The organism is Amycolatopsis sp. WAC 04182 (assembly GCF_003947465.1).
Lineage (GTDB): Bacteria > Actinomycetota > Actinomycetes > Mycobacteriales > Pseudonocardiaceae > Amycolatopsis.
In genome coordinates, this window is sequence record NZ_QHJJ01000005.1 from 149741 (window position 1) to 168822 (window position 19082).

The window sequence follows — 19082 nt, forward strand, 5'->3', positions numbered from 1 at the left end:
AATTCATGGGCGAGATGAAGGTCGATTACGCCACGATCCACGCGGCGGCCGACGACTGCAAGAGCACCGGCGGCGAGCTGGAGTCCCTCTTCGGGCAGCTGAAGAGCGACCTCGCTCCGCTGGTCAACACCTGGCAGGGTGACGCGCAGACCGCGTACATCGCCGCGCAGACCGAGTGGGACAACAAGTTCGAGGAGCTCAAGCAGCTGCTCGCGCAGGTCGCCGGCGTGCTGCCGCAGCTGGCCGACGGTTACCAGGCCACGGAACAGGGCGTCACCGGCCTGTTCTGAGTCTTCCGGGCTCCGAACGAGCAACGGCGGGCAGGCATCTTCGGATGCCGAGCCCGCCGTTTCGTTTGTGTCAAAGGAAAAGCCGCGACGGAAACCGTCGCGGCTTTTCTTGTCCGGCAGGGGGCTCAGTGTGGCGAGCCGACCTCGAATTCCGGCGTGGTGTTCAGCACGCGGACGGTGACTTTCTTCTGCTGCCCCGAAAGATCGATCGAGCAGTCGAACGTGGTGCCGTTCTCCGCCGGCTGGCCGGAGGGGCAGGACACGTTCTTCACGTCCGGCTCCCCGTAGTGCTCGTTGAGCACCCGGACGACACCGTCCTGGACCGACTTCTGGTCGAGCGTGTCACCCGCGAACGCGCCGAGCAGCCAAGCGCCGACGCCGCCCGCGATCACGACGGCCGCGGCGACCCCGCCGATCAGCAAGGTCTTCTTGGACGCCTTGGGCTTCTTCGGCGCTGCCCCGAAAGCGCCGAGCCCGCCGTACTGAGAAGACTGTGTCTGCTGGGCGGGCTGGAATCCGCCGCCGTACTGTCCCTGCGGGGGAGTGCCCGGAACCTGGTGCGGTGCCTGCCAATCCTGCTGCTGCGGCGCGGGCTGCTGCTGCGGTTGCTGCCACGCCGTCCCCGGCGCGGGGGCACCGCTTTGCTGCCAGGGCCCGGAAAAGGAGCCGGTGACGCCGGGCTGCTGCTGCCACTGTCCCGTGTAGGAACCGGTGGTCGCCGCGTTCGGGTCGTTCTGCTGCCACTGCCCGGAATGCGGTCCGGTGGCCTGCCCTTCCTGCTGCCAGCCCTGCTGCTGGTTCGCGGGATTCGCGGGCGGCTGCCACCACTGCTGCGGCTGGTGCGGCTGCTGTTCGGGGGGCTGGCTCATCGGTGGTCACCTCGGGACTTCGGGAACTTCACGGCGTCGGGACGAAAGGGGGCCATGCCTCAGACGCCCTTCAACTCGCTGAAGCGGCGGTTGAAGTCCTCCTTGGCCGCCTTGTCCGGCAGCACGGTGATCTGCGAGGCGTCGGGCAGTCTGGGCAGGTCCTGCGCACTCGCCTTGCCGGTGAAGCGGAAGTCGTAGCGCAGCTCGATCTTGTGCCCGCCGCCCTCGATCTTGGCGTCCATGACGATCTGGTTCAGCGTTCCGTCCGAGTTGAGGGAGACGGTGGTGCGCACCGGCGCCTTCTTCATGTCGGCCGTGACCGCCCCGCTGATCGACGGCGGCAGGATCTCCACCCGCCGTTCCATGAACTTCCCGAACGGGATGTCGGCGGTCAGCTCGATCCGGTTCTCCGGAAGGCTTTTGGCGCCCTTCACGATCTTCTTGTCCGCGTTGTAGGACACGGCGATCGCGTCGGCCATCTTGCAGGCGGTGATGATCCCGACCCAGGCGCACGGGATCGCCAGCCCGGCCTCCGACTTCGGCATCGAGACCCACGGTGTCGGGGCGAGGCTCTTGTAGACGGGGCCGAGGTACACGTACTCGACGGTCCCGTCGGCGGGCGTGTACCAGTCGATGCTGTCGTCCGGGTTCTTCTGCGAGCGCTGACGGCTGACCCGGCCTTCCGGCGAACCGGTGCGGGCCGAGGAGATCGTGCTGCGGATGTACTTCTCGTCGAACCGGAAGTAGGCGCCCGACTCGCTGGTGACGTCGCGCTGCTGGCCGATGGTGTCCTGGAGCTTGTTCATCGCCGTTTCGAACTTCGTGCCGACGTAGGACGCCGCGTCGTCACCCTTCGGCACGGCGGTGCCCGCCCGCCCCTGGCCGCAGGCGGTGGTGAGGGCCAGCACGGCGCTCAGCACGCACAAGATGGTCGTTGGACGTTTGTTCATCGCCGTTCCCCTGATCGAGTCCCCCGCGCGCGGTGCGCGTCCGGATCGTCTCATCCTCTCCCGCGAAGGACGATGCCGTGGGCGGTTCCGCCACACCGGCGAGGTACAGTTGCGGGGCGCCCGCCGGGCGCCGGTCCTAGTATGGGACCCCGGACCGACCCCCGCTTCGCAGTAGGGTCGGGCGTGGGGGTATCTTCATATGTCGTTGTGCGCTGCGGCGCGTAAGCGCTAGGCCCGCACAGAACCCACACGCAATGTTGACGACGAGGTAGACCCTTGCCCACGTACAGCCCCAAGCCCGGCGACGTCACTCGTGCCTGGCACGTGATCGACGCCGAGGATGTCGTGCTCGGCCGGCTCGCGACCGAGGTCGCCACGCTGCTGCGCGGCAAGCACAAGCCGACCTACGCCCCGCACGTGGACACCGGTGACTTCGTCATCATCGTCAACGCCGAGAAGGTCGCGCTCACCGGTAACAAGCGAGAGCAGAAGTTCGCGTACCGGCACAGCGGTTACCCCGGTGGTCTGCGTAAGCGCTCCTTCGGCGAACTGCTCGACACCAAGCCCGAGCACCTGCTCGAGAAGGTCGTCAAGGGCATGCTCCCGAAGAACAAGCTCGGCCGCGCCCAGGCGAAGAAGCTCAAGGTCTACGCCGGTGCCGAGCACCCGCACGCCGCGCAGCAGCCGCAGGCGCGCGAGATCACCAAGATCGCGCAGGTCGCGCAGTGAGTGAGGAACAGACTGTGACCAGCACCGAGACCGAGGCCGTCGAGGCTGTCGCGACCACGGAGACCGCTCCGGTCGGCGACGCCGTCGCGACCAGCGAGACCCCGGCCACCCCGCGCCCGTCGCGTGCCGCCGGTGGCAACGCCCAGACCGTCGGCCGTCGTAAGGAAGCCGTCGTCCGGGTGCGCGTCGTTCCCGGTACCGGTGAGTTCAAGCTCAACGGCCGCACGCTCGAAGAGTACTTCCCGAACAAGGTGCACCAGCAGCTCATCCGTGAGCCGCTGGTGACGGTCGACAAGCCCGACTCGTTCGACATCTTCGCCAACCTGCACGGTGGCGGGATCTCGGGCCAGGCCGGCGCGCTCCGTCTCGCGATCGCCCGTGCGCTCGTCGAGGTCGACGCCGACGACCGTCCGGCCCTGAAGAAGGCCGGCTTCCTGACCCGTGACGCCCGCGCCACGGAGCGGAAGAAGTACGGCCTCAAGAAGGCCCGTAAGGCTCCGCAGTACAGCAAGCGCTGATCGCGCCTCTGGCGCAACCCGCGGAAGCGCCCATCCGTCTCTCGGATGGGCGCTTCCGTGTTTCCGGGGTCCTTCGGTCCCCGCTCGCCCCAGTCCCACCAGTCACACCCGCCCCATGCGCCCCACCCGTGTCACGTTTAGCCCGCTAAAGTCGCGCGCGTCGCGATTAGCCCGCTAAAGGCGAGACGGGGGCGCGGGCGGGCAGGCAGGGGGACTGGCTAGGTTGTCGTGGTGGTTTTTCAAGGAGGTCGACAGATGGCTCGTCTATTCGGTACCGACGGCGTACGTGGCCTCGCCAACGAGGAGCTGACCCCGGAGCTGGCGCTCTCGCTCGCCGCCAGCGCCGCCCGCGTCCTGGCCGCCCACGACCGTTCGCACCGCCCGGTCGCGGTCGTCGGCCGTGACCCGCGCGCCAGTGGCGAGATGCTCGAGGCCGCCGTCGTGGCGGGCCTCACCTCCGCGGGCGCCGACGTGCTCCGCCTCGGCGTCCTCCCGACGCCCGCCGTCGCCTACCTGGTCGGCGCGCTCGAAGCGGATCTCGGCGTGATGATCTCCGCCTCCCACAACCCCATGCCCGACAACGGCATCAAGCTCTTCGCGGCGGGTGGCCACAAACTGCCCGACGGGATCGAGGACGAGATCGAAGCCGGTCTCGCCGCTCCCGTCACCCGCCCGACCGGCATCGGCGTCGGCCGGGTGAAGGACGTCCCCGACGCGGGTGACCGCTACATCCAACACCTGCTGTCGGCCACCCCGCACCCGCTCGCGGGTCTGCGGGTCGTCGTCGACTGCGCGAACGGCGCCTCCTCCTTCGCCGCCCCCGAGGTGTACCGCAAGGCCGGCGCCGAGGTCATCGCGATCCACGCGGACCCGGACGGCGTGAACATCAACGAGCACTGTGGTTCGAATCACCCGGAAGCGTTGCGCGCCGCCGTCGTCGAGCACGGCGCCGACCTCGGGATCGCGCACGACGGCGACGCCGACCGCTGTGTCGCGGTCGACGCCTCGGGTGAACTCGTCGACGGCGACCAGATCATGGCCGTCCTCGCGCTCGCCCTCGCCGAGACCGGCGAGCTGACCAAGAACACCCTGGTCGCGACCGTGATGAGCAACCTCGGCCTGCACCTGGCGATGCGCGCGCACGACATCAACCTCGTCACCACCGCCGTCGGCGACCGCTACGTCCTCGAGGAGCTCCGCGCGAGCGGGTTCGCGCTCGGCGGCGAGCAGTCGGGCCATGTCGTCCTTCCCGCCTACGCGACCACCGGTGACGGCCTTCTCACCGCGCTGCGTGTGATGAGCCGAATGGCGTCGACCGGCAAATCGCTCGCCGAGCTCGCCTCGGTCATGAACCGTCTGCCGCAGGTGCTGGTGAATGTCCCGGTGGCGGACAAGGCGGCGGTCGCCGTCTCGGCCGCGGTCCGCGACGCCGTCGGCGCCGTCGAAGCGGAACTCGGCGAGGAAGGCCGTGTCCTGCTGCGCCCGTCGGGCACCGAGCAACTGGTCCGTGTCATGGTCGAGGCCCCCGCCCACGACACCGCACAGGCGGCCGCCGACCGGCTCGCGGGAGTCGTCTCCTCCGCCTCGTAACCCCTCTCACGATCTCCCCAAGTCGCTGCGCTGGGGTTACCGGCCCGGTACATTCCGTGTGCGGATACCTAGGGGAGGGTGACGGTGGCCGGTCAAGGGCACAAGGTCGATCCAGCGCAGCTGAACGAGGCAGCCAAGGTCCTGCAGGACCTGCCCAAGCAGGCTTGCGAAGGGCCGATCGGGGCGGTCGAGCAGATCAACCTGAGCGCCGCGAGTTTCGGCCCGGCGCACGGGGATTGCTTCAGCGGGTACTCCGCGAGCATCCAGCGCCTGGCGAAGTGCGCGCGCAGTTATCTCGCGGCTTCGGACGAGTTCGGCCGCAAACTCGCGGCGTCCAAGGACCTTTACCAGTCCAATGAGGACTCCAACGCCGCCGAGATGAGGAAGCACTGATGTCTCTCGCGGACGTCGGTGGTGACACCGGGCACGACATTCCCAGCCGGGCCGAAGTCGAGAAGATCCTCAACGACCCGAACATCGATCGCGACACCAAACGCGAACTCGCCCTCAACTACATCGACTACATCGAGGACGAGACGCCGGAAAGCTGCGGGTTCGCCAGCGAAGCCGAGCGGAACGGCTTCCGGGACTACATCAAGTCGATGAACGGTGACTGGATCACCGAAAGCGACATCGGTGACAACAACGCCTACCTCGAAGACGTCCATGCGGCTTACAAGACCGCGCACGAGAAGTACGACGCGAACCAGGCCGCGGGACGGCAGGGTGACCGCGACGCGCTGAACCGGGACGCGGCGAAGACCCAGGAGATCGCCGGGCGCGCCACCGAGACGGACCCGGGCTGCGCGAATTCGAACGACATCATGGTCCCCGGCCTGTCGGGCTTCAAGGTCTACGAGGTCTTCCACCCCTTGTACGTCCGCGCGCTGAGCCTGGCGGGTGGCGGAGCGGCGGTTTCCCTCGGCGAACTTCAGCGGCTTTACCACGAGCAGGACAACATCCCGTTCAACCTCTTCAAGGCGAGCGCGGATGAGCTGACCGCGGTCGGCACGGCCATCGCCGGTTCGGCGCAGGACGTCTCCGGGAAGCTGGGCAATTCGCTCGGTACCTGGGAAGGCGCCGCGGCCGAGCAGGCGCGTGCTTACCAGAAGGCCTATTCGGACAAGACCGGCCTGGTCGCCGAGGCCTTCAAGGCCGCAGGTGACGGACTTCTGCGGACCAACGCCTCGGTGAGCAAGTTCTGCCGCGAAAAGGTCGAGTGGCTGCAGAAGTGGTACACCGACAACATCGACGGTGCGACGGCGCAGGACATCGAGCGGATCATCCGCATCGCGGACGGCTCGTGCAGCCATAACGACATCGTCCACTGCATCAAGTTCCTGAGTATCGACGCCAAGAACGCCTACAACAAGGACTGGGGCGACATCGACCAGAGCACCATCGACGAGGTCCTCAAACCTCAGGCGGTGGCCTGGTTGAAGAACGTCTTCCTCGGCTGGTTCGGCCAGCACATCGGGAACTTCCAGCTGGTGTGCAAGAACACGCGTGAGGCGATCAACGGCGCGTGGAAGGCGTACTTCGATTCACTCGGCCAGGTGGTCGAGAATCCGTTCGCGGATCTGGGCAAGACCCCGGAAACGGGCGGCGAGAAGCCGGTCGAAAAGCCCGTCGAGAAGGGCGGTGGCGGCCCGCCCGCGGCCGGTGGCGGTGGGCCGTCGGCCGGTGGTGGTGGCGCTGGGCGCATGACGCCGAGCAACACCGTGCTCCCGGAGCCGGAAAAGCCCGAAGTTCCGGGCCAGGAGAAGAACCCGGTCACGGACAAGCCGCTCGACGTCGACCCGGCCACCGGCGAGCCGTATCCGATCGACCCCCGCACGGGTGAGGCGATCAAGACCGGCAGTGACGGCACGCGGCCCGAAACGGTGACGGTCGAGCAGGGTGACCGCAAGATCTCCATGGCCGAGCCCGGCGCCGACGGGAAGATGGGCATCTCCGTCCAGGACGGCACCGGCCAGGCCAAGGACTACGACCTCGACTTCGGCGACGGCAAGGCGACACCGGACGCGGCGGGCGGCCCAGCGAACCGGGACGGGGCCGAGCAGCCGGCCTCGCGTCCACCGGCGACTCCGGGCCCCGACGGCAAGATCCACATCGAAGACGGCGGCCTCAAGATCACCGCGGAACGGCCGAACGGTCCCGACGGGCCGACGCTGGTGACCGTCGACGACGGTTCAGGACAGCCGTCGAAATACACCCTGGGTGAGGACGAATCCGCGGGTTCCCGTCACGCGAGCCCGGACGCAACGCCGCAGCCGGCCGGAAAGCACGCCGCGGCACAGCCTGTCGAAGAGGCGGCGCGCCAACACGCTGAGCAGGATGTTCGTTCGCACGACGGTGGGGCTGGTGGTGGAGCACCCGCGCCGGTGCCCGCTCAGCAGGCCGAACCGGTGGCGGCGGGGGACGGTGATTCCGAAGCGACGACGGCCCAGTCGCTGAGCGACCCGTTCGAGGGTGAGGAGAACGGCCTCGGTGCCACGTCGGATCCGGCCGGAACCGGCGGTGGCGCGGCCGCTCCCTCGCCGTCGTCCGGACTCGGTTCCGCTCCGGGAGGGGGCGCCCAGGATCCGGCCGCGGCCGGTGCGGGGATGATGGGCGGCATGGGCATGATGGGCGGCGGCGCGGCCGGAGGCGGGCAAGGGTCCGGTGAAGACCAGCAGCGCACGTCCAGCGGGTACCGGGTCGACGGCGGCCTGTTCGACACCGAGACGACGACGGGCAGCCGGATCAGCGGTTCGCTCGACGACGACGGCGTCATCGGCTTCCGCTAGGGGAGGGGTCAGTGAATCCTGAGGAGGATCTCGCCAGACTCCGGCACAAGCTGGCCGGGCTGGAGCGCGAGAACGGCGACCGGATGTACCTGGTCGACAATCGTGCGGCCAAGGCGATCGAGGAGAGCCGGACCGCGGGCGACAAGCTCAAGCAGGAGACGGGCGCGGCGCTCGCGGCTCGAAGCGAGGAGAAGCGGCGCGCGGAGGCCGCGGGTGGCTGGGCGACCGAGTCGACGCTCAGCGAGAAGGTCGAGGACGACGGCGACTTCGGGTTCGAGGAGGACGAGACCGAGAACGAGCGCCGTGCCGGGTATCGGACGGCCGAGGAGCCGCCGATCGCGTACCGGCCGCCTGCTCCGCCCGCTCCCGTGCCGCCGCAGCCTCCGGTACCTCCGGCGCCTGTGCAGGAGGAGCGTCCGGCCGGGCGGCACCGGCGGGCGGCCGGCGCGCGGGGTGACGACGACGATTTCGCCAACACCGACTGGCTGGCGACCTGAACCGTCAGGTTCGCAGCGCGACGATGGCTCGCTCGACGCCGTGGAAGACGGCGTGCGTCTTGTGCCGCACTTCCTCGACGACGTGGTCGGGAGTCAGGATCTCGGCGAGGGCGCGAAGCGCGGCTTCGCCCTCGGCGACCGCGACTCGCGAGCCGGGGCAGGTGTGCCTGCCGAGGCCGAAGGCGAGTTCGGCGTCGGGGCCCAGCGGGATGGCCAGTTTGTCCCCGGTCGTGAAGTCCTTGCCCGCCAAGGAGAACGGCGCGATCACGCGGCGGGCGGCGAAGCGGGTCGGGGCGATTTCGTGGATCAGGCCGCGTACGTCGTCGAGGACGTCTGGGCGGCGTAGGAGTTCGAGACCGGCGAGGGCGAGGAAGTTCATGGAGTTCTCGTACGCCGCGTGGGCGAGCATCACCGGCGTGATCATCAGCTCGTCTTCGGTGATACGGCCCGCTTCGTGCGCTTCGCGGAGCAACGCCAGCCCGCCGCCTTCGACGGCCGTCGCCTTGAGGAAGAACATCGCGACCCTGAGCGCGGCGGTGTCGGCCCCGGCGGGCCCGCCCGACCAGACGTCCAGATTCGCGGCGGTCTCCGAAAGGTTCGTCAACAGCTTCTCGCCGAGTGGCTCGACCGTGCCCAGCACCGCCTCCGTCACCCTGGCCGCCACCGGCCTGGCAAAGTCGGCCACGAGGTCGAACCGCGCACTCGACTTTAGCGGGCTAATCGTGACGCGCAGGTCTGTGACCAGGGCATTCGGCAGGGGCTCGACAAGGGCGATGACCTCCTTGACGACCGCGCGGAGCCGCCGGTGGTCGGCGCCGTCCATCAGCAGGAGGTTCGGCGTCTCGGCCGCGGCACCGCCCGGGTTCGAGCTGAGCTCGCGGTCGCGCAGGGCCTTGACGCGATCCGCCGGATCGTCCAGCACGAAGAAGTCGTCCACGTTCGTATGATGCCCATGCGCGGCCGGAGGATGTGCCAGTGCCTTCAAAACCGTCACCAGAAGTGCCCGACGAAGTGTTGCGGACGCCGCTCGTGCGCCGCCTGCTCGAACGCGCCGAGGTCGATCGTCCGGCGTACACGCACCTCGACTGCTCGAACCGGCACGAGCCCATCGAGGACACGCTGACCTGGGCCGAACTGCTCGTCCGCGTCCGCGCTGTCGCGGCGAAGCTGCGTGAGGTGATCCAGCCGGGAGACCGCGTCGCGATCACGGCGCGGCAGGACCTCTCTTACGTCGTCGCCTTCTTCGGCGCGCTGTACGCCGGGGCTGTCGCGGTGCCGCTGTCCGCACCGGACGTCCGCGCTCACCGCGAGCGGCTCGTCGGAGTCCTCAACGACTGCGACGCCGACCTCTGGCTCACGTCGGAAGCCCTGGTCGAGCGGTTGACCGAGTTCGCGGAGGCCGAGCCGGTTCCGGCGCCGCGCGAGATCATCGCCGTCGACACCCTGCCGCTGGACCCGGCCGACCAGTCGCCGCCCTCGCCGGTCGCCCCCGAAGACCCCGCCTACCTGCAGTACACCTCCGGCACGACGCGATCGCCCGCCGGCGTGATCATCACGCATCGGGCGTTGTCGGCCGCCTGCTGGCAGATCTGCGACGCCTACGACGTCGGCGAGCACACCACGTGCGTCGGCTGGATCCCGTTCTTCCACGACATGGGGCTGGCGCAGTTGCTCGCCGGGACGATGCACGCCGGCGGCCGGACGGTGTTCATCGCGCCGCTGGAGTTCATCCGGCGCCCGGAGCGCTGGCTGCTGCTGATGTCGTCGTATCCGAACACGCTCACCGCGGCCCCGAACTTCGCGTACGACCTGGTGACCGAGGCCGTGCCCGAGTCGAAGCGCGCCGAGTACGACCTCTCGACGGTGTCGATCGCGCTCAGCGGCAGTGAACCGGTCCGGGCGGCGACCGTCCGGGAGTTCCTCGCCGCTTATGAACCCCACGGCTTTCCGCGGGGCGCGTTCCGGCCGTCCTACGGTCTGGCCGAAGCCACGGTCTACGTCGCCAGCGGCGATTCCGGCGGCCCGGTGGTGACCGAAGTGGACGGCCGGGAAATCGTCGAAATCGGCTGGCCCAGGGGACAGAAGGTCCGCGTCGTGCCTCCGCCGGATCGCGTTTTGCCCGCTAAAGTCGACATGGGCGAGATCTGGGTCAAGGGGCCCAACGTGGCCGCCGGGTATTGGCGCCGTCCGGAGCTGACCGCCGAGGTGTTCGGCGCCGAACTCGACGGCGAAGGCGGCTGGCTCCGCACCGGAGACCTGGGCATGATCCGCGACGGCAGGCTGTCGGTGACCGGCCGCATCAAGGACCTGATCATCATCGACGGCCGCAATCACAGCCCCCACGACATCGAGGAGACGGTCGCCGCCGCGCACCCCGTTCTCGGGCCCGAACGAGTCGCCGCGTTCTCGGTCGACGGCGACGAGGGGGAGGGCGTCGTCGTGGTCGCCGAGCGCGCGCGGAAGGCGCCCGACTTCGACGAAGCCGAGATCGCGCGGGCCGCCACCCGCGCCGTCGCCGAGCGGCACGACGTGCGGCTTCGTGCTTTCCTCCTGGTGAAACCCGGTGGCCTGCCGAGGACGTCCAGCGGCAAGGTCGCGCGTTCCGCGGCCAGAACGCGGTACTGGACCGCGGATGGGACAGAATTCCCCCATGGCAGCTGACGGGAGCGAGTACGTCGACGAGATCAAGGCCCTCGTCTGCGAGACCTTCGACGTCGATCCGGACACCATCGACGAGAACACGCCCTTCGCCGAGATGGGCGTCGACTCCCGGCGCCGCGTCCGGCTCCTGGCGACCGTCGAGGTGGAGTTCGGCATCGACATCGACCTCGACGAGCTGGATCGCCTGGTCGACATCCGCGGCGCGGCCACCGTGCTCGCCGAAGCCATCGAAGCCGGCGCGAAACCGCGAAAACGCGGTCTACCAGGCTTCTTGCGCCGAAATCGTTTGAGTTAGCAAAGGTGTGAATGTCCCTGCGGTCCGGGTGACCGGTGGGTACATTCTGTGTGCATATGCGATGGCACCTGATGCCGCCGGCGTGCGTCGTAGGTAGGTCAACGAGGCGGAAACAGCGGGACGAAGGGGGCACCGGTCATGCCGGACGGGGGCTACAAAGCCGATTCAGAGGCGATGCTCACGGCGTCGACGTCGTTGGAGCGCGCAGCTGAGAACACGACGTCCGAGGCGGGGAAGGTGGGGCCGACTCAGGTCCAGCCCGCCGACTTCGGCCGGATCCACAAGGACTACCAAAAGGGCTACGCCACCGGGATTCTCGCCATTTCCGACGCGATGAAGGGCTACGCGGGCCAGCTCACCCAGCTCGCCGGCGGGGTCAGCACCGCGTCGACCCGCTACACCTCATCCGACCAGGCGAACGCCGCGGCTGCCAACAAGGCGGGAACCCAGTAATGAGCGAACCGACGCCCGCACAGATCAAGGAAATCCTGAACGACCCGTACGTCACGCAGGGCACCAAAGACGCGTTGCTGATGCCGTTCGGCAACCGGGAAGAGGCCTACAAGAAGGCCGTCGCCGAACGTGACTCGAACGCGGCGGGGGACAAGAAGCAGGCGGCCGAAACGAAGCAGGCCGACAAGGATCTCGACTCCATGTCCCGGCCTGCCGCGGGTGGTTCCACCACCAAGTCCGACCAGGTGCTCGACCTCGGGAAGCCGGCGCTGGACTTCTTCTCGGACTGGGCCGAGCAGGTCTGGAACAAGATGCCGGACAAGCCGTACGAGATCAGCTACAAGACCGATATCTGGGACCGGTTCCACGAGAACCGCGAGATCAACTTCCAGAAGATGTTCGACGAGGTCGAAGATCTCGGCGACGCGAAGAAGGCCGTCGAGCAGACTCAGAAGGACGCGTCGGCGGCGCTGACCACGCTCTTCCACGACTGGAAGGGCGAGGGCGCGACGGCCGCGAAGGTCAAGTACGAGCAGCGGATCCAGCCCGACGCGAAAGAACTCATCGCGCAGATGGACGGCGCCATCAAACTGGTGCCGTCGACCATCGACAAGATCTACAGCGCGCTCAAGCTGAAGGTCGACGAAACGCTGAAGCTGCGAGTCGACAAAGTCGCCACGGCGCCGCTGTTCACGGCGAAGCAGGTCGTCGAGATCGCGAACGGCAAGGTCGATTCCAAAGAAAAGCTCATGGACGTCGCGATCTGGCTCGACTCCGCGTGTCCGGGCAACAACCTCGCCGAACGGCTGCGTGACGACGACTGCAAGCTGAACGACGAGAACAAGGACTACGCGATCGGGGCCGCGAAGCAGTGGCTGAAGGGCTCGTTCGCCACCGAGTTCGGTGAGCGGTTCGAGAACTTCAAGAAGCTCTGCAAGAACGCGACCGAGACGATCAACACGCAGTATCACGAGCTGTCGCGGTTCATGGAGGATTACACGAATCCGTTCCCCGCGCCCGGTTCCGAGAAGCCGCCCGCCGACGACGGCAAGGGCAAGGGCAACGACACCGGCGGCGGAACTGGTGGCGGCAGCGGCAGTGGCGGCGGAAGTGGAAGCGGGAGCGGTGGTGGAAGCGGCAGTGGCGGTGGTGCCAGCACGCCGCCTGCCGCGTCGGTCCCCGAGGCGCCGAAGCCGGAGGACAAGCCCGCCGAAGGCATGAACCCGGTCACCGGCAAGCCGCTCGAGCTGGACCCCGAGACCGGCAAGCCGTATCCGATCGACCCGGCGACGGGCGAGGCGATCAAGGACGGCATCGACGGTCAGGACACCATGACCGTCCAAAAGGGCGACAACAAGATCGAGATGACCGAGCCGGATAAAGACGGCAAAATGGACATCAAGGTCGACGACGGCAAGGGCAACGAGAAGGACTACAAGCTCGACTTCGACGACCCGAAGGGCGAAGAGGGCAAGGACGGCAAGCCCGGCGAAGAGGGCAAGGACGGCGAGTTCGGGCCGAAGGGCACGGCCAAGGAGGGCGAGCCCGGCGCCGACGGCGTCTACCGGCCCGGCCCGGACGGCAAGATCCACATCCAGGACGGCAACCTCAAGATCACCGCCGAGCAGCCGCAGGGACCGAACGGCCCGACCGTGGTGACCGTCGACGACGGCAAGGGCGAGCCGACCACCTACACCCTCGACGAAAAGGGTGAGAAGAAGGAGCTCAAGCCCGGCGACACCCTCGAGACCGACGACATCAAGAACGGCCTCGACGACCGGAACCCCGGCAACCCGCAGCCCGGCAAGGTCGAAGAAGTTCGTCCGATGCCCGCCCCGGCCGACGGCATCGCTCCTCCCGGTGGTGGCGGCGGTGGTGGCTTCAGCGCTCCGGGCGGAGTCGAGGTCGGCGTCGGCGCCGAAGGGACCGCTTCGGTGTCCGCGGGGGCCGAAGCCGCCGCGGGCGGCGCGTCGGGTTCCGGCGGCGACGGCACCGTGCCGACCGCGGGAGGCGGCGGCAGCTTCGAAGGCGCGATCGGCAGCCCCCTCGAAGGTGCTTCGTCGGGGTCGCTGAACGAAGCCGGTTCCCTGGAAGCGGGCATGCAGTCCGGAGGCGGCGCGCAGCCTGCCGGGGCCGAGGGCGGTCTCGGGATGGCTCCGGGCGGGATGGACCCGGCGCCCGCGAGCGCCGGTGCCGCGAGCTCGCCCGCCGGAATGGGCGGCATGATGGGTGGAATGGGCGCCATGGGCGGCGCGGCCGGTGGCGGCGGGGGTGACACGCAGCGCGGGTCGAGCCAGTACCGCGTCGAGGGTGGCATTTTCGAGACCAGTGGCGCGGGCGGCCGGATCAGCGGATCGCTCGACGACGAGGGCGGCGACCGTTCGATCAGTTACGAGCGATGATCGCCTGACCGGGGAACGAGGGAGGACAGATGAGCGCTGTTGACCGGCTGGCGGCCGCCATGTCCAGGCAGGACGCCGCCATCACGGAGCAGTTGGAGCAGCGCGGGCTGCGGGAGCGGCATCTCGCCGATGCCAAGGCCCAGGCGGCGGAGACCATGCAGAAGGACGCCGCCATCCACGACAAGTACGCCGCGCACATGCAGGAGCTGGGGAAGCGGAGCAAGGAGGCGGGCGGCTGGCTGACCGGCAAGACGACCGCCGACCGCAGCCACACGATCGGCTTCGACATCGAGGACGACGACAAGCCGGACGCCCGGTTCGCCGAGTTCGGTGCCCGTGCCGACGTGTCACGGCCGGCGCCGCCTCCGCCGCCGCTCCCGGTCGCGCCGGGGGTGCCCGGCATGCCGGCGACGGTGGACGTCCCGCCCGCGGCGCCGACGCCCGCTCCCAGTGCCGCGGCGCCCGAAGAGCCTGGCACGCCCACGCGTCGCCGCGGTCGTCACGCCCGTGACGACAAGGGATTCGACGACGACGATTTCTCGAACAACTCGTGGATGGTCGACTGACCGGCTTACCCCCGGATCGCGTTTAGCCCGCTAAACGCGATCCGGGGGTCAGGGTCACGGTCAGGCGGCGGGTTCGTCCTGGAGCTCGATGGGGGCGCGTTTGACGTCGGCGTCCAGCAGGGGCTGGTACTTCGTCGTCCCCGTCAGGTGAGTGAGAAAGAACGCGGTGAACAGTGCCCGCGTCAGTTGCTGGGTCCCGCGGTGCGGCTTTCCGTGCAGCAGCAGCTGGCTCCAGTGCCTACCCTCGGTGACGCCGAGGTGCGACGACTTGCCGAGCGTCCGCAGCTGAACCGGCCCGCCCCATGCGTCCGCGATGGCCTCGGCATGTCCGACGGGCGGCGCGACCAGGTCTTCGCCCGCCGCGAGGTGCAGGCCGGGCGCGGTCACCGAGCGGGCCGACACCGTCGCCGGCGGCAGCGTCTGCGCGGGGGTGATGGTCGCGACCGCGCGGATCTCGGGCCGCTCGTCGTTCTCGGCGGCCTGAGCGGCGGCCAGCACCGCCGAACCGCCGCCGGTCGAATGCCCGGCCAGGCCGAGTTTCGCCGGGTCGACGCTGATGCCGTCCGGTCCGAGGCGGACCGTCGTGATCAAGTCGAGCGTCGTGAGCAGGTCGCCGGCCAGTAGCCGGTGCGAAGGCAACGGACCGCGCTGGGTGGCCGGCGCCGCCGCGACGATGCCCCAGCTCGCGAGGTGCCGGAGCAGATGCCGGTAGCTCCCGGTCGGCTGCAACCAGCCGTGCCCGAACGCGATCGCGGGCAGACCGAGGCCCGAACGGGGGGTGAACACGACGCCGGGCAGTCCGACCAGGGCGAGGTTGCCGCGCAGAACCTCGTGCGGACCTGGGTGGGACAGCTCCGCGAGCAGCTGCTTGGGCTTGCTGGCCATGCTCGTGACCTTACTGCCCGCGCCCCCGTCCGGCCCGCGCGCCGCCCCGGCGTTCGCCTTTAGCGGGCTAACCGCGCTGCTTAGCGTGCCTAAGCGTCGCGTTTAGCCCGCTAAACGCAGGTGCGGGCGCCCGGGCGAAGGGGCCGAATTTCCGTCGTTAGGCTGGTGGCCGTGTGTGGAATCGTGGGATACGTCGGACACCGCCCGGCTCTGGACGTCGTCATCGGCGGGCTTCGCCGGATGGAGTACCGCGGCTATGACTCGGCGGGCGTCGCCGTCCTCGACGGCGCCGGCGCGCTGAACGTCGAGCGTAAGGCGGGCCGCCTGGCCAACCTGGAGACCCAGCTCGACACCGTCGGCAGGGACGCTTTCACCGGCACCGCCGGGATGGGCCACACCCGCTGGGCCACCCACGGCGCCCCGGTCGACCGCAACTCGCACCCGCACCGCGACGCCTCCCAGCGCGTCGCCGTCGTCCACAACGGCATCATCGAGAACTTCGCCGCCCTGCGCGCCGAGCTCGAGGCCGAAGGCGTCGAGATGGCGAGCGACACCGACTCTGAGACCGCCGCGCACCTGATCGCCCGCGCGTACACCGAGGGCGACACGAAGGGTGACTTCCCGGCCAGCGTCGCCGCGGTCTGCCGTCGTCTCGAAGGCGCGTTCACCCTGGTCGTGACCATCGCCGACCAGCCGGACACCGTCGTCGCCGCCCGTCGTTCTTCGCCGCTGGTCGTCGGTGTCGGCGAGGGCGAGCACTTCGTCGCTTCCGACGTCGCCGCGTTCATCGAGCACACCCGCGAGGCGGTGGAGCTCGGCCAGGACCAGCTCGTCGTGATCACCCGCGACGGTTACGAGGTCACCGACTTCCACGGCGACGCCGCGCAGGCCAAGCCGTTCACCGTCGACTGGGACCTCTCGGCCGCGGAAAAGGGCGGCCACGAGTACTTCATGCTCAAGGAGATCGAGGAGCAGCCGGAGGCGCTGGCGAACACGCTGCGCGGCCACTTCGACGGCGGCCGGATCATCCTCGACGAGCAGCGCATCTCCGACCAGGACCTGCGTGACGTCGACAAGGTCTTCGTCGTCGCCTGTGGTTCCGCGTACCACTCGGGCCTCGTCGCCAAGTACGCCATCGAGCACTGGTGCCGCCTGCCGGTCGAGGTCGAACTGGCCAGCGAGTTCCGTTACCGCGACCCGGTGCTGGACCGCGCGACGCTGGTCGTCGCCGTCTCCCAGTCGGGCGAGACGGCGGACACCCTCGAAGCCGTCCGCCACGCGCGCGAGCAGAAGGCCCGCGTCCTGGCCGTCTGCAACACCAACGGCGCGCAGATCCCGCGCGAGTCCGACGCCGTCCTCTACACGCACGCCGGCCCGGAGATCGGTGTCGCGTCGACCAAGGCGTTCCTGGCGCAGATCGCGGCCAACTACCTGGTCGGCCTGGCGCTCGCGCAGGCGCGCGGCACCAAGTACCCGGACGAGGTCGCCCGCGAGTTCGCCGAACTCGAGGCCATGCCCGCCGCGGTGCAGAAGGTCCTGTCCACTGTGGACCAGGTCCGTGACCTCGGCCGCCGGATCGCCGACTCGAAGGCCGTGCTGTTCCTCGGCCGTCACGTCGGTTTCCCGGTCGCCCTCGAAGGCGCGCTGAAGCTGAAGGAACTGGCGTACATGCACGCCGAGGGCTTCGCCGCGGGCGAGCTCAAGCACGGCCCGATCGCGCTGATCGAAGAAGGCCTGCCCGTCGTCGTGGTGATGCCGTCGCCGAAGGGCCGCGCGGTGCTGCACTCGAAGCTGGTGTCGAACATCAGCGAGATCCAGGCGCGCGGCGCCCGCACGATCGTGATCGCGGAGGAAGGCGACGAGACCGTCCGCCCGTTCGCCGACGAACTGATCGAGATCCCGGCCGTGCCGACGCTGCTGCAGCCGCTGGTCTCCACGGTGCCGCTGCAGGTGCTGGCCGCCGAGATCGCCCGCACGCGCGGGTACGACGTCGACAAGCCGCGTAACCTGGCGAAGTCGGTCACCGTCGAGTAGAGACCGGAGGCGTCGTGCAGGGAATCTGGACCACGGAACGGATTCGCGCGGCGGAGGACCGGTTGCTCGCCGTCACTCCCGACGGCGAGCTCATGCGGCGCGCGGCTTTCGGCCTCGCGGTACACGCCGCCGACATGCTCGCCGAGCACACGGGTTCGGTGTCCGGACGGCGGGTGACGCTGCTCGTCGGGTCGGGCAACAACGGCGGTGACGCCTTGTGGGCGGGCGCCTTCCTGCGTCGCCGCAATGTGGCCGTCTCGGCGATCCTGCTGAAGCCTGAACGCGCACACGGTCCGGGTTTGGCCGCCTTGAAGCGATCCGGCGGCAAGATCGTGTCCCTTGAGGACGGTCCACAGTGGATTCGGCGGGCCGACCTCGTCGTCGACGGGATCGTCGGTATTTCGGCGCGCGGGCCGTTGCGGCCGGATGCCGCGGCGTTGCTGGAGCACGTGTGTTCGCCGGTGCTCGCGGTCGATCTGCCGAGCGGAGTGGATCCGGACACCGGCGCCGTCGAGGGACCGGCGGTCGTGGCGGACCGGACCGTCACCTTCGGCGCGCTCAAGCCGGTGCACGCCCTCGCGCCCGCGTCCTGTGGCGAGGTCTCCCTGGTGGACATCGGGTTGCGGCTCACCGACCCCGACCTGCGGCGACTCGACACGGCGGACGTCGCCGCCGCGTGGCCGGTGCCCAGGCCGGACGACGACAAGTACAGCCAGGGCGTGGTCGGGATCGCCGCCGGGTCGGCGACGTATCCGGGGGCGGCCGTGCTCGCGGCCGGTGCGGCGGTGCGGGCGACGTCCGGGCTGGTGCGGTACGCCGGTCATGCCGCGGACGTCGTGCGCGGGCAGTGGCCCGAGATCATCGCGACGGGATCGGTGACCGACGCGGGGCGGGTGCAGGCCTGGGTCGTCGGGCCGGGGATCGGCACCGGGAACGAGGGCCGGGACGTCCTGCGATTCGTGCTCGGCCGCGGCGTGCCGGTGTGCGCGGACGCCGACGCGACGACGATCATCGCGCGTTCGCCCGACGTGCTCGACGCGCGCGACCCGGACACGCCGCTCGTGCTGACTCCGCACGCGGGAGAGTTCGAGCGGCTGATGGGTTCGCCGCCGGGGGCGGATCGGGTCGCGGCGGCGCGTTCGGCCGCGCGGAAGTACGACGCCGTCGTGCTCTTGAAGGGGCACTGCACGGTGGTCGCGGCGCCGGACGGGCGGGCGCTGGTGAACACGCCGCGGGGGTCGTGGCTCGCGACGGCGGGTTCGGGGGACGTGCTGTCGGGTCTGGTCGGCGCGCTGCTCGCTTCCGGGCTCGACCCGTGGCTGGCGGCCGGCGCGGCCGCGCACGTCCACTCCCTCGCCGGATCCCTCGCCGCCGCCGGCGCCCCGACCTCGGCCTCCGGCATCCTCGCCGCGATCCCGGACGCCATCCGGTCCGTCCGCCGTCTCACCTCCTGACCAAGGCCCGGACCTGCGTTTAGCCCCCTAACCGTGTTCTGCGGGCGCGTGCCATCAGAGCGCGATTAGGGGGCTAAACGCAGGTCCGGGGGCAGGGGAG

The 19082-nt window shown here is 69.5% G+C and carries 18 protein-coding genes; 14 read left to right on the forward strand and 4 right to left on the reverse strand.

The annotated features are described in order from the left end of the window. Positions 1-5: 5 nt before the first annotated feature. On the forward strand, positions 6-290 hold the full coding sequence (locus tag DMH01_RS26655; RefSeq protein ID WP_125679971.1) for a WXG100 family type VII secretion target: 285 nt from the start codon (positions 6-8) through the stop codon (positions 288-290). A gap of 125 nt (positions 291-415) precedes the next feature. On the opposite strand, the gene DMH01_RS26660 is transcribed toward DMH01_RS26655, so the two are convergent. After that, entirely contained in the window at positions 416-1159 is a 744-nt protein-coding gene (locus DMH01_RS26660) for a DUF4333 domain-containing protein (protein ID WP_125679972.1), read from the reverse strand. A 59-nt stretch (positions 1160-1218) separates the two neighbouring features. Next, complete coding sequence (locus DMH01_RS26665) at positions 1219-2109, reverse strand: hypothetical protein (protein ID WP_125679973.1); 891 nt, start codon at positions 2107-2109, stop codon at positions 1219-1221. Between the two features lie 276 nt (positions 2110-2385). On the opposite strand from DMH01_RS26665, the gene rplM reads away from it, so the two are divergent. The 6 genes from rplM to DMH01_RS26695 all read left to right on the forward strand — a co-directional run bounded on the left by rplM (position 2386) and on the right by DMH01_RS26695 (position 8232). Then, the gene (gene rplM, locus DMH01_RS26670; RefSeq protein WP_005166833.1) at positions 2386-2838 is read left to right on the forward strand and encodes a 50S ribosomal protein L13; all 453 of its coding nucleotides are present in this window, start codon (positions 2386-2388) and stop codon (positions 2836-2838) included. Positions 2839-2852: 14 nt separating this feature from the next. Next, complete coding sequence (gene rpsI, locus DMH01_RS26675; RefSeq protein ID WP_125679974.1) at positions 2853-3356, forward strand: 30S ribosomal protein S9; 504 nt, start codon at positions 2853-2855, stop codon at positions 3354-3356. 255 nt (positions 3357-3611) lie between these two features. Further along, entirely contained in the window at positions 3612-4946 is a 1335-nt protein-coding gene (gene glmM / locus DMH01_RS26680; protein ID WP_125679975.1) for a phosphoglucosamine mutase, read from the forward strand. Positions 4947-5024: 78 nt separating this feature from the next. After that, positions 5025-5339 carry a type VII secretion target gene (locus tag DMH01_RS26685; RefSeq protein ID WP_233621676.1) on the forward strand — a complete coding sequence of 105 codons (315 nt, stop codon included), beginning with the start codon at positions 5025-5027 and terminating at the stop codon, positions 5337-5339. Further along, positions 5339-7735 carry a hypothetical protein gene (locus DMH01_RS26690; protein WP_125679976.1) on the forward strand — a complete coding sequence of 799 codons (2397 nt, stop codon included), beginning with the start codon at positions 5339-5341 and terminating at the stop codon, positions 7733-7735. The genes DMH01_RS26685 and DMH01_RS26690 overlap by 1 nt, the downstream gene beginning before the upstream one ends. An 11-nt stretch (positions 7736-7746) precedes the next feature. Beyond that, positions 7747-8232 (forward strand): hypothetical protein, encoded by a 486-nt coding sequence (locus tag DMH01_RS26695; protein ID WP_125679977.1) that lies wholly within the window; start codon positions 7747-7749, stop codon positions 8230-8232. 4 nt (positions 8233-8236) lie between these two features. Here DMH01_RS26695 and DMH01_RS26700 read toward each other — a convergent pair whose 3' ends face one another. Continuing rightward, positions 8237-9169, reverse strand: coding sequence for a cytochrome P450 (locus tag DMH01_RS26700; protein ID WP_125679978.1), 933 nt, complete (start codon positions 9167-9169; stop codon positions 8237-8239). Positions 9170-9231: 62 nt separating this feature from the next. Here DMH01_RS26700 and DMH01_RS26705 point away from each other — a divergent pair, with 62 nt between their 5' ends. From DMH01_RS26705 to DMH01_RS26725, 5 genes are all read left to right on the forward strand, one after another. Beyond that, complete coding sequence (locus DMH01_RS26705) at positions 9232-10893, forward strand: fatty acyl-AMP ligase (RefSeq protein ID WP_125679979.1); 1662 nt, start codon at positions 9232-9234, stop codon at positions 10891-10893. After that, a complete protein-coding gene (locus DMH01_RS26710; protein ID WP_229907950.1) occupies positions 10883-11188 on the forward strand; it encodes an acyl carrier protein in 306 nt (101 codons plus the stop codon). Before DMH01_RS26705 ends, DMH01_RS26710 begins: the two co-directional genes overlap by 11 nt. Positions 11189-11326: 138 nt before the next feature. Continuing rightward, positions 11327-11641: a hypothetical protein gene (locus DMH01_RS26715; protein ID WP_034304329.1), complete on the forward strand. Its 315-nt coding sequence runs from the start codon at positions 11327-11329 to the stop codon at positions 11639-11641. After that, the gene (locus DMH01_RS26720) at positions 11641-14043 is read left to right on the forward strand and encodes a hypothetical protein (protein ID WP_125679981.1); all 2403 of its coding nucleotides are present in this window, start codon (positions 11641-11643) and stop codon (positions 14041-14043) included. Before DMH01_RS26715 ends, DMH01_RS26720 begins: the two co-directional genes overlap by 1 nt. A gap of 29 nt (positions 14044-14072) precedes the next feature. Next, the gene (locus DMH01_RS26725) at positions 14073-14609 is read left to right on the forward strand and encodes a hypothetical protein (RefSeq protein ID WP_125679982.1); all 537 of its coding nucleotides are present in this window, start codon (positions 14073-14075) and stop codon (positions 14607-14609) included. 60 nt (positions 14610-14669) lie between these two features. Here DMH01_RS26725 and DMH01_RS26730 read toward each other — a convergent pair whose 3' ends face one another. Beyond that, complete coding sequence (locus DMH01_RS26730; RefSeq protein ID WP_125679983.1) at positions 14670-15494, reverse strand: dienelactone hydrolase family protein; 825 nt, start codon at positions 15492-15494, stop codon at positions 14670-14672. A 171-nt stretch (positions 15495-15665) separates the two neighbouring features. On the opposite strand from DMH01_RS26730, the gene glmS reads away from it, so the two are divergent. Next, entirely contained in the window at positions 15666-17528 is a 1863-nt protein-coding gene (gene glmS, locus DMH01_RS26735; RefSeq protein WP_125679984.1) for a glutamine--fructose-6-phosphate transaminase (isomerizing), read from the forward strand. Positions 17529-17542: 14 nt separating this feature from the next. Then, on the forward strand, positions 17543-18982 hold the full coding sequence (locus DMH01_RS26740; RefSeq protein ID WP_125679985.1) for an NAD(P)H-hydrate dehydratase: 1440 nt from the start codon (positions 17543-17545) through the stop codon (positions 18980-18982). The last annotated feature ends 100 nt before the right edge of the window (positions 18983-19082 follow it).

Excerpts from the sequence above, each read along its gene's own strand:
- DMH01_RS26655 (WP_125679971.1), top strand. The coding sequence starts at position 6 with ATGGGCGAGATGAAGGTCGATTACGCCACGATCCACGCGGCGGCCGAC.
- DMH01_RS26660 (WP_125679972.1), bottom strand. The coding sequence starts at position 1,159 with ATGAGCCAGCCCCCCGAACAGCAGCCGCACCAGCCGCAGCAGTGGTGG.
- DMH01_RS26665 (WP_125679973.1), bottom strand. The coding sequence starts at position 2,109 with ATGAACAAACGTCCAACGACCATCTTGTGCGTGCTGAGCGCCGTGCTG.
- glmM (WP_125679975.1), top strand. The coding sequence starts at position 3,612 with ATGGCTCGTCTATTCGGTACCGACGGCGTACGTGGCCTCGCCAACGAG.
- DMH01_RS26690 (WP_125679976.1), top strand. The coding sequence starts at position 5,339 with ATGTCTCTCGCGGACGTCGGTGGTGACACCGGGCACGACATTCCCAGC.
- DMH01_RS26710 (WP_229907950.1), top strand. The coding sequence starts at position 10,883 with ATGGCAGCTGACGGGAGCGAGTACGTCGACGAGATCAAGGCCCTCGTC.
- DMH01_RS26715 (WP_034304329.1), top strand. The coding sequence starts at position 11,327 with ATGCCGGACGGGGGCTACAAAGCCGATTCAGAGGCGATGCTCACGGCG.
- DMH01_RS26720 (WP_125679981.1), top strand. The coding sequence starts at position 11,641 with ATGAGCGAACCGACGCCCGCACAGATCAAGGAAATCCTGAACGACCCG.
- DMH01_RS26725 (WP_125679982.1), top strand. The coding sequence starts at position 14,073 with ATGAGCGCTGTTGACCGGCTGGCGGCCGCCATGTCCAGGCAGGACGCC.
- DMH01_RS26730 (WP_125679983.1), bottom strand. The coding sequence starts at position 15,494 with ATGGCCAGCAAGCCCAAGCAGCTGCTCGCGGAGCTGTCCCACCCAGGT.